Raw genomic sequence first — 9,029 nt, 5'->3', positions numbered from 1 at the left:
TATTCGTAAGACTTATTTCTAATCACTAAGATATGTTTTTTCCGACTATTGTTTTCCGCAATTGTAATTAAATTTTTCCTGAAAGCGTTAAATATCTTAAATAACTTCGTCTTTTTAGACCACTTCTAAAGGCTACCAAACGCCACAAAAAAAGCGGTCCTTCTAAAAAACTGCTTTGTATATCTAAATTCTAAAAACGATATCTCCATAAGAGAACCAAAATGCCGCCTAAAAGCCACCGGAGGTTCCGTTCAACGGGCTTTACCTCATTTATTGTTATTCTTTTATTTGTTTCGGTGATTGTTAATTCATTTCTTGTCTTTCAGACAAAACGAAAGCTTAGTTATTATGTGCAGCCCTTTTTAAGAATTAAGAAAATGAATGTCTGCCAAACAATTACTATTAAAATTTCTGGGACAAAGACATTAAAACTTAAATCATAATAGGTTTTTTTGTATATAATCGTAGAATATATTAGGTTTATCAGTGGAAAGGTCAAGGAAACTGCAATAATTTGCATCAGGATCTTTCTGTATTCAAATTTTGTTTTGAATTTATTGGCAAAATTTATTAAAGTGACTACTCCGCCCAGAATGGAAGCGAAAAAAATTGAAAGCCAGTAAGTAATTTGATATTCTTCACTTCGGATAAAGAAAAAATTTGTAAAAAATAATATTATAAATAATCCTACAAAATATTCTGTCGTTAGGAATGTCAACACATTTGTTGTGAAGTCAGTTGGTTTTGGTAGCAAAATTATTGCAAAATTTAGAGCGGATATAGAAATAAAAAGATTGAAAAATATTTCAGACAGTTTTATGGAAAAAAATATTTTGTGCAGAAAGTAGAAAATGACAAAATTTGAAATTACCAAATAAAATATTTTAAGAATTTTTATTCTATTCGGTGTTTTCATAAGGTTGCACATACGGTCTTGTATATGGCTCGTAGCGTGTAAATTATCAATATTTTTTCGGTTAAGCACGAGCCGAATTTTTTAATTTTTCTTATTATCTTTTCTCAATAAGCCAAATTAAAAAATTTGGCGGACTAGCAAATATATCTTAACTTTGATTAAGCAACTAATTAGCTATGAGCTATATACGTTGTTGTGCAACGTTTTTTATTCATTTTCTTCTTCCTCAATCGTATCGTAAGTGTTAAAAATTAGTGAGTATCCATATTCAAATACTTCGTCAAAATATTGTTTATAATCTTCTGCCATTTCTTCAATCGAATTTGTAATAAAATATTCTTCTTCTAACTCAATAATTTCCCAACCTTCGTCTTCGATATAATGTTTGGCTAATACAAAAGCACCATCAATTTCCTTAAAATCTATAAAAATAGTTGCATAAGCACCTAGCGCTTCTCCAAAATGTTCTGAATCTCTTTTAGGTTTTGCGTGAGCAATTATTTGATACATTCCTTATTGTTTTTTTAGTTCTTTGGCTTCTGTAAATTTTTCACGAAACTTATTTTCAATTTCTTTACTTTTTGATTTAAAAATTGTTGCTGTTCCGTCAAAACTTATGATTTCAATTTCGCTTTGTTTGTTTAGAAATTCATTAGGTTTATTCCAAATATTAGAGTTTAAATCCGCATAAGGCAATTCCGATTTTTTTAGTTTTGGAATGTCATTTTTAAATCCGCAAAATACACACCAAGTAAAATCAATTCTACGGTTTTTTATGATTTCCAAAAGTTCAATTCCGTTAAAAATTATTTTGTCCGATTCAAAATTCAGTTTTTCAATTCCGCCTTTTTGGTCGAAATCTAAAATCCGATAATCTTGATTAGTTAACAACCAATTTAATTCAGAAAACTCCTTTTCAAACGGTTCTATTATTTCATACAATTCAGTGTGAAATTCAACTTGTTTTGTGTTTTCTAATATCAATGTCATCGTTTTCCTCAAATGTTGCACAACGTTTTTCGGCTTGGCGATGTGGCGGATTTTTAGCACAAAAGTTCACTAGAATTACTGCCGTTGAACCTTGCAAAAATGTTTCATTGAAGCACTTCAGCCGCCATATTGCCAAACCGATGTTAGCACCAGTATTTTTATTCTGTCGGGTTAATAATTGTGTATCCACTGTCACCATAAATTAAGAATTTGCCATTTTTTATTCCTGTCAAGCCTGGTGAATAGTCTCCAAACTTTATTACTTCATTTTTATTTCTGTCCCACGAAAAAAAACTTCTTTTGTCGTGATAGCTTGAATGAAAAATAATTTTGTCAGCAGTGCTTGATATTGCTGAAGCTCCAGAAAAGTCACTTGGTGTTTCACAGCTTTCAATTTTAAAAGTGTCAAGATTAAGTTCAAATACTTTTAGGTCAGTATATGCGTAAAACAGAACTCTGTTTGTCCCGTGTTTGCAAATACAGTAACAATCGGCAATTACCATATCTCCTGCACTTGAATTAACACCAAATTCTTGTCGTCCTTCAAAGTCAAACACAGCAAGCCCATCTCCGTTTGGTCCGTCACCTCCGTAAACCCCTTCGTCAAAATATGTTATAATAATTTTGTTCCGATGAACGATAATATCCTCTATGCCGTCACCAGCTAAAAATGACTTTACCAATTGTCCGCTGAATTTAAAAATATAACCGTTGTTGTCTTTCTCTGTCCGACTGTCAGCAATGAAAAATGTGTCGTTGTCAAGTCTGCGAATAATCGGAAAGCGTAAGTCGATTTCTATTTTTAAATTATAGTCGTTTGTTACAACCGTTTTGTTGTCGGTAAACGCAATGAAATTTCCTTGGTCGTCAGCGTCAAGGTTTAAAATTTTACTTTGTCCTACGTCAATATGTGTTGTCTGTTCGGTCATTCTTAATATTGGTGCTAACGTTTCGGGGCTTTGCGATGGTGGGGCAATCGAAGCACAAATGTTCAATTATGCACAAAAGTTGAACCGAAGAACTACCGTTGAACTTTGCAGTTTCGCCCCACTATTGCAAAACCCTTCTTTACTTTACATTGATTAAATAAGTACCTTTAAAATAAGCAAGACAGAGGTGAACTAGAAATACCTTTAAAGATTAATAGTCTTCACTAACATATCAGTCCTCTGCCTTGTTTTAAAAGGTTGAAACCGCTTTAGATAGAATACCAGATTACCCAGATCTAATAAAGATTTTAAAGAATTTCAACATTTAATTTAATACCCAACTAAATTATGAAAAATTACACAACTTACCTCGGAATTGATGTGGCTAAATTAACGCTTGATTATTGCTTGGTTACAGAAGATGGGCAGCTGGAAAGAGACCAGATTCTCAACACCCAAAAATCCATAAACACATTTCTGAAAAACCTTAAAAAAGCCGGACATAACCTGAATGAAATACTCTTCGTCTTCGAAAAGACCGGGATTTATTCCTCCCTGATTTCCTTAGTTTTGAGCGAAAATGAACTCGATTATGCGCAGGTTCCAGCTTTGGAAATAAAACGTTCCCTCGGAATTACGCGTGGCAAAAGCGATAAGGTAGACGCCAAAGAAATTGCCTATTACGCTAAAAGAAATACCGACAAAATCTCACTTTCCGTGCTTCCGGAATTAAATCTCCAGCAACTTAAAATCGTTTTTTCTGAGCGTGAAAAAACCATCGCGGCCATTAAAGTTTTTGAAAGAACCTTGGAAAACGAAATGTTCCTCAGCAGAGAAGTTTTCGGAAGCGTAAAGTCCATCAACCGACAAACGGTGAAATACCTGAAAAAACAGCTTTCAATGCTGGATGACAAGATTAAAAAACTGATCCGGGAAGACGAACTGCTGTACAAACAGCAACAGCTTTTAAAAAGTATTCCGGGAATTGGGGAGATCACTTCAGTCTATATTTTGATGGTCACCAAAGGATTTACGGCGTTTACAAACGGAAGAAAATTTGCGTGTTATTCAGGCGTTGCACCTTTCGAACACAGCTCTGGAACGAGTATCAAGGGAAAAACGAGGGTCAGTCATCTGGCGGATAAAAAGATGAAATCGCTTTTACATATGGTGTCGCTCACTGCGATCAAATACGACCCTGAACTAAAAGAATATTACACGCGGAAAAAAGCGGAAGGAAAACATACGATGTTAGTTTTAAACAACATAAAATGCAAAATTGTCTACAGAATTTTTGCGGTGATCCAACGAGAATCAAACTTTGTCAATTTACACAAATTTGCAGCTTAATTTATTTTCAATTTTCGCTTGCTTTTTGTCATAGAATATGTTAGCGGCTGGCATTTTTGTCGTCTACTATTTTTCATAAGTATATGTCAATACTTTCTGTCCGTCTATCAGTTCATTATGTTCTATTTTTATTACTTTTTCTTGATTGTCTAATTCTATATCCATAATAAACAATTGAGCTGGACTACCTTTTATACCAACGGGAATGGATTTGTCACTTCCTTTCAAATTGGGTACATAATAATATTTTCTACATTCAATTTTTCGATTATTCTCAGGATTGTATGAATATATTTCCGACCATATAGAAGAGTTCTCTATTATATCAAAACGTTTTAATATTCCATTTTCATAAATTGTTCGGGTAGAAGGACCATTGTAAATAGTCAATTTTTTGTCAGAAAAATTAACGCTAAATTCAGTCTCTTTTTCTTTGATTATATAAGTTTCAACAATAGTTCCGTAAGAATTTATGTCTTGCATTCGCAAAAGTTTCCCCTCGCTGTCAATGTCACAAACCACATAATTTCCGCTTTTGTTTTTTGGAATATTTGTTTGCAATTTTCCTTTTTTAAATCCGCCAACAGTTTTGTCCATTACAAGACTTGGACAGAAATAACCTAAATACATACTCTGAGTTCCGTACTTTGTCTCACTTGTATTTCTTTTTACATTTTCTAATAGTTCCTTATATTTATTTTCAACGGAATTCATTTTTTGCTTTTGCGAATTCATAATCTCATCAAACTCGTTGTATCTATTTTCTGCCATTTTTAGATGTCTTGGATTTTTAGTTTCATCGTCCGTTGTGTTTTTGTCTGCTTGCCGCTAACGGTTCTCGGCTTTGCGTAGCGGCGGATTTATAGCACAAAAGTTCAATCGAAGAACTGCACTTGAACCTTGCACTAAATTGTCATACGAAGAACTGAACCCGCCATTATGCAAAACCGATGTTAGCGGTTCGGGCTTTTTACTCGTCATACTCTATTGCTTTGTTTATATAGTCAATGAGAGGTTTTGAAGCCTTAAAACTGTCCAAGATTTTCGCAACGCAGTCTTTGCTTGTTAGCATTTTGTCGCTTACGATTTCCTTAGTACAAAACCCTTTCATTTTCAAAAGTTCGCTTGCTGGATTTGTTTCGTCATAGCCGTCTGGCATTTTTTTTAGTTTACCTACACCTTGTATTCCGCTTGGAAAGGTCGTTTTAAACTTTGGTGATGTTATAATTTTGTTGATGTCAGTAAATGAGTAGTCTATTTCTTGACGTATCTTTTTTAGAAGTTCAGGTGTTGTCTGCCAAATTCCGCCACCTAAAAAATTAGCACTTGGCTCAATTTGTATATAGTATCCTGCCGTGTTGCCGTGAAACCCATTTTTGTTAAAAACGATTAAGACATAATTTTTGTAGGGTGTCTTATCTTTTGAAAACCTTAAATCTCGGTTTACTCTCGTCAAGCACTTTTTAGGGTCTAAGTTGGCTTGTAAAATTGTGTTATCAATCTTGGATAGTTCCGTCAAAAGATTTTCAGTCAATTGAAGTATGTCACTTTTGTAATTTTCGTACAAGACCCTATTTTGCTCAAACCATTCTCTTGAATTATTTAGTTTAAGATTTGAAAGGAAGTCAAGTGAAGTCTGCTTAATCATTGCTTTTACTTAATTGGTCAATAAATTTCAAAATCACTTTAATTTGTTTGTCTTCCGATTTTGTAGAAGCAATTTTTCCAATAATTTCTTTTTGTTCTTCGTTAGTCAGTTTTTTGAAGACTTTCAGAACTCCTTCTTCTTTGAATGTTTCAAAAATTTCTTTTTCGGTAATTTGTTCCTTTGTAGTCAGTAGGTAAAGTGTCACTGTAACTTTGTCGCCACCGCCTTTATTAATTGCTTTTCTGATTTTGTCGTTGATGGAAATTAGTTTGTCTTGTCCCGTGATTGTAAATAGGTTGATACTGTCAATTTTGTAATTGTCGATAGTGCCTGATACTTTTAGTGAACCCCATTTTCCGACAATGTGTTTGGTGTTTGGAATTTGAATATGATAAGTCCACGCACCTTTTCCGGGTTCATATTTCAATTCTAATATTTCGTCTTTTACTAAGTATTTCATTTTGTTTCGGATTGTCTTTGAGCCTGACCGCTAACGGTGGGGTATTTCTGCAGGCGGGATAAAAATACGAAAACTTTCTACTTGCTAAAAACTTAATTAATCGCTAAAATCTTCGATGAAAACTGCTTTGTGTATAGAAATTCTAAAAACGAAATCTCCATAAGAGGACCATTATGCTGTTGAAAAGCTACCGGAGCTTCCGTTCAACGGGCTTTCATTTCTTGTCTTGCAGACAAAACGACCCGAACGCAGTGAACAGAGCGAAGCTAAAACTTAGTTATTAGCAGAAGTTTTTTATAAATCATAAGGACTTATAAAGCTCTTATCATTTTTCTCTTTTGGATAGTAGAATAGAGGGATGATAATTTTTTCTTCTTCTGAGATTGCTGATTCTCTATTTCTAGCGTAAACCTTTGATTTAGTTTTTAATATCTCAAGTATTTCGTTATTAATTCGATTTGTTTGAAATTCCTTAATTGGTTTTACTGATTTTATACTCAAATCTTTATTAATTACAATTTCATATAATGCAAAATTATTTTTAGATTCAGTTAGACCATTGAATTTTTTTAAAGAATCAGAATTAATAACAAATGCAACGTTATTTTTTGAAGTCATACTTATTTTTTGTGACTTCAGATATTTTAGCATTTGCATTTTTCTTTGAACTGAAGATAAATTTTTGTCAAGGTTTTGTGATCCTGAGCAAAAACCAAAACTCAAAATACCATCTTTATCTTTTGATGCAAAAACTAGCCAAGTTGTATTTTCAGGAGTAAGGAATGCACAACTAGTCATTTGAGCACTATAAATTTTCATTTTTTTTGTAGATATTCCCTTGTATAAGTCTAGAACTTCAATTTCTATGTTATGAAATTTTTTATTTTTACTATCAAGCCAAATTTTCTTAATTTTTACTTTTGCAATAAAATCAGAAGTTGAAATTCTTTCTGTAATGTTCATTGGCATACATGAACAAGCATAATATATTTGCGTGAAAAAAATTGAAAATATGACAAATAGTGTTTTCATAAAATTTCTGCTAACGTTTTGCGGCTTTGCGATGGTGCGGATTAATATGCAAAATCTTTCTATTATAAACTAAATTTCAGAATATCTAAAATTGTTAAACTTGCGAAAATCCCGCACTATTGCAAAACCGCTGTTATCTGTACTGCTTTTCAGGTTTCCGTTTATTTAAAAGACAATTCAAATTTATTATTTTGTTTTGTTGAGTTTATGAAAAGGATGATAAAAAATGGAATTAAAAGTGGATATCCAAATTCAATTTTTTTAGAAGCAAATAAATATAATAGTAAAATTGAGTACGCAATTATAAAGCCTAAAATAACACCTTTTATTATTTTCGGAAGTTTGTAATTCGATTTACTCCAAAACATATTTTCGTTAATTTCAATTGGTAAAATTATTTGTCGTGAAGTCAAAGTGAAATTATGTTCTTTTTCAAAGTCTTTGCCTTTTACGGTAATTTTATGATTACCAAAATTTGTAATAAAATCAATCTTTGGATTTTTATAATCAACAAAACCAATGAAATTATCATTTATAAAAATTTCATAACGATTATTGAAAATTGAAGATTTTTGATTTAGTTTTAATTTAATTTTTCCATCCATGTTTTTGAACTTTTATTTTTGTAAATCAGGTGTGTAACTTTTAAAACCGATTTTTCGATAGCATTACAGATAACTTGTTTATATGTCTTACTCCGTTAGACAAATACAACGTATTTGGTAGGTATTTGTCTGATATTCGTAAGACTTATTTCTAATCACTAAGATATGTTTTTTCCGACTATTGTTTTCCGCAATTGTAATTAATTTTCTCCTGAAAGCGTTAAATATCTTAAATAACTCAGTCCTTAGACCACTTCCAAAGGCTACCAAACGCCACAAAAAAGCAGTCCTTCTAAAAAACTGCACTATTTTTCTAGATTCTAGAAACGATAACCCCATAAGGTTACCAAGTGGGGAGAAAAAGCCACCGGAGCTTCCGTTCAACGGGCTTTCATTTCTTGTCTTTCAGACAAAACGAAAGCTTAGTTATTAGGCGAAGTTATTTATTATTTTCTTTATTTTCAAGATGTTTTCACTATTTTTGCCATAATCAATCAAGGTTGTTGGTAATTGTGGCTTACTCGTAATTTCATACTCAAAATCATTAGTGCTTCCTTTTGTAATTTCAATGTTTTCGCCCCAAGAATATAAACTAATAGACGTTCTTATACTGATTTTCTCTGAAGTAAGGTTTATTGATTTGTATTTAGTTTTTAATTCATCAAATATTTCATTTAAAGTTAATTTTGAAGTAAATGTTGATTTTTGACTAACTTTAAAGTCCAAGTCAGAAGCATTTCTTATTCCGTTTTTTTTCATTTTAACCATTTGAAGTAATCCAAGAATTATGGTCATAAGAAGTCCAAAGATTAATGCTTTTATACTAATTTCTTTTATTTCAATTTTTTGATTTGAAAATAATTCTGGAATTACTAACATAATTCCAAATAATAATGCTGTGACAATGAATATTTTTAATAAAAATTTAATAGTTGATTTCATTTTCTTATAATTTCGCCTAACGTGCCGCGTATTGGCGATGGGCGGGATTTTTAGCACTGAACTTTAATCGAAGAACAGAAGTTGAATTTTGCACTTCCGTTGATACGAAGCCGTTCAGCCCGCCTATTGCCAATACGATGTTGTACGACGTAGTTAT

General features: G+C 32.2%; 10 protein-coding genes. 1 reads left to right on the top strand and 9 read right to left on the bottom strand.

Annotated features, from left to right (window positions below; translation table 11 throughout):
* Nucleotides 1-1,123 precede the first annotated feature (1,123 nt).
* The 3 genes from ACEYOS_RS11350 to ACEYOS_RS11340 all read right to left on the bottom strand — a co-directional run bounded on the left by ACEYOS_RS11350 (nucleotide 1,124) and on the right by ACEYOS_RS11340 (nucleotide 2,835).
* The gene (locus tag ACEYOS_RS11350) at nucleotides 1,124-1,426 is read right to left on the bottom strand and encodes a hypothetical protein (protein WP_373748067.1); all 303 of its coding nucleotides are present in this window, start codon (nucleotides 1,424-1,426) and stop codon (nucleotides 1,124-1,126) included.
* Between the two features lie 3 nt (nucleotides 1,427-1,429).
* On the bottom strand, nucleotides 1,430-1,906 hold the full coding sequence (locus ACEYOS_RS11345) for a hypothetical protein (protein WP_373748068.1): 477 nt from the start codon (nucleotides 1,904-1,906) through the stop codon (nucleotides 1,430-1,432).
* A 158-nt stretch (nucleotides 1,907-2,064) separates the two neighbouring features.
* Complete coding sequence (locus ACEYOS_RS11340; RefSeq protein WP_373748069.1) at nucleotides 2,065-2,835, bottom strand: hypothetical protein; 771 nt, start codon at nucleotides 2,833-2,835, stop codon at nucleotides 2,065-2,067.
* A 348-nt stretch (nucleotides 2,836-3,183) separates the two neighbouring features.
* On the opposite strand from ACEYOS_RS11340, the gene ACEYOS_RS11335 reads away from it, so the two are divergent.
* A complete protein-coding gene (locus ACEYOS_RS11335) occupies nucleotides 3,184-4,185 on the top strand; it encodes an IS110 family transposase (protein ID WP_373748070.1) in 1,002 nt (333 codons plus the stop codon).
* 66 nt (nucleotides 4,186-4,251) lie between these two features.
* Here the strand turns inward: ACEYOS_RS11335 and ACEYOS_RS11330 are convergent, their stop codons facing one another.
* The 6 genes from ACEYOS_RS11330 to ACEYOS_RS11305 form a co-directional block, all read right to left on the bottom strand.
* On the bottom strand, nucleotides 4,252-4,956 hold the full coding sequence (locus ACEYOS_RS11330; RefSeq protein ID WP_373748071.1) for a hypothetical protein: 705 nt from the start codon (nucleotides 4,954-4,956) through the stop codon (nucleotides 4,252-4,254).
* Nucleotides 4,957-5,155: 199 nt separating this feature from the next.
* Nucleotides 5,156-5,833 (bottom strand): DUF2461 domain-containing protein, encoded by a 678-nt coding sequence (locus ACEYOS_RS11325; RefSeq protein ID WP_373748072.1) that lies wholly within the window; start codon nucleotides 5,831-5,833, stop codon nucleotides 5,156-5,158.
* The gene (locus ACEYOS_RS11320) at nucleotides 5,826-6,293 is read right to left on the bottom strand and encodes a DUF1905 domain-containing protein (RefSeq protein WP_373748073.1); all 468 of its coding nucleotides are present in this window, start codon (nucleotides 6,291-6,293) and stop codon (nucleotides 5,826-5,828) included. Before ACEYOS_RS11320 ends, ACEYOS_RS11325 begins: the two co-directional genes overlap by 8 nt.
* A gap of 294 nt (nucleotides 6,294-6,587) precedes the next feature.
* Nucleotides 6,588-7,256: a hypothetical protein gene (locus ACEYOS_RS11315; RefSeq protein WP_373784498.1), complete on the bottom strand. Its 669-nt coding sequence runs from the start codon at nucleotides 7,254-7,256 to the stop codon at nucleotides 6,588-6,590.
* A gap of 230 nt (nucleotides 7,257-7,486) precedes the next feature.
* A complete protein-coding gene (locus tag ACEYOS_RS11310) occupies nucleotides 7,487-7,930 on the bottom strand; it encodes a hypothetical protein (protein WP_373748075.1) in 444 nt (147 codons plus the stop codon).
* Between the two features lie 429 nt (nucleotides 7,931-8,359).
* The gene (locus ACEYOS_RS11305; protein WP_373781481.1) at nucleotides 8,360-8,872 is read right to left on the bottom strand and encodes a hypothetical protein; all 513 of its coding nucleotides are present in this window, start codon (nucleotides 8,870-8,872) and stop codon (nucleotides 8,360-8,362) included.
* Between the last annotated feature and the right edge of the window lie 157 nt (nucleotides 8,873-9,029).

It is taken from the genome of Kaistella sp. (assembly GCF_041824135.1).
Lineage (GTDB): Bacteria > Bacteroidota > Bacteroidia > Flavobacteriales > Weeksellaceae > Kaistella.
The sequence above is the reverse complement of the archived record's forward strand: the minus strand, read 5'-3'. Positions and strand labels throughout refer to the sequence as shown.

What these genes read in the sequence shown, in the direction of transcription:
- ACEYOS_RS11350 (WP_373748067.1), bottom strand. Translation starts at nt 1,426, where the DNA reads ATGTATCAAATAATTGCTCACGCAAAACCTAAAAGAGATTCAGAACAT.
- ACEYOS_RS11320 (WP_373748073.1), bottom strand. Translation starts at nt 6,293, where the DNA reads ATGAAATACTTAGTAAAAGACGAAATATTAGAATTGAAATATGAACCC.
- ACEYOS_RS11325 (WP_373748072.1), bottom strand. Translation starts at nt 5,833, where the DNA reads ATGATTAAGCAGACTTCACTTGACTTCCTTTCAAATCTTAAACTAAAT.
- ACEYOS_RS11330 (WP_373748071.1), bottom strand. Translation starts at nt 4,956, where the DNA reads ATGGCAGAAAATAGATACAACGAGTTTGATGAGATTATGAATTCGCAA.
- ACEYOS_RS11305 (WP_373781481.1), bottom strand. Translation starts at nt 8,872, where the DNA reads ATGAAATCAACTATTAAATTTTTATTAAAAATATTCATTGTCACAGCA.
- ACEYOS_RS11345 (WP_373748068.1), bottom strand. Translation starts at nt 1,906, where the DNA reads ATGACATTGATATTAGAAAACACAAAACAAGTTGAATTTCACACTGAA.
- ACEYOS_RS11335 (WP_373748070.1), top strand. Translation starts at nt 3,184, where the DNA reads ATGAAAAATTACACAACTTACCTCGGAATTGATGTGGCTAAATTAACG.
- ACEYOS_RS11315 (WP_373784498.1), bottom strand. Translation starts at nt 7,256, where the DNA reads ATGAACATTACAGAAAGAATTTCAACTTCTGATTTTATTGCAAAAGTA.
- ACEYOS_RS11310 (WP_373748075.1), bottom strand. Translation starts at nt 7,930, where the DNA reads ATGGATGGAAAAATTAAATTAAAACTAAATCAAAAATCTTCAATTTTC.
- ACEYOS_RS11340 (WP_373748069.1), bottom strand. Translation starts at nt 2,835, where the DNA reads ATGACCGAACAGACAACACATATTGACGTAGGACAAAGTAAAATTTTA.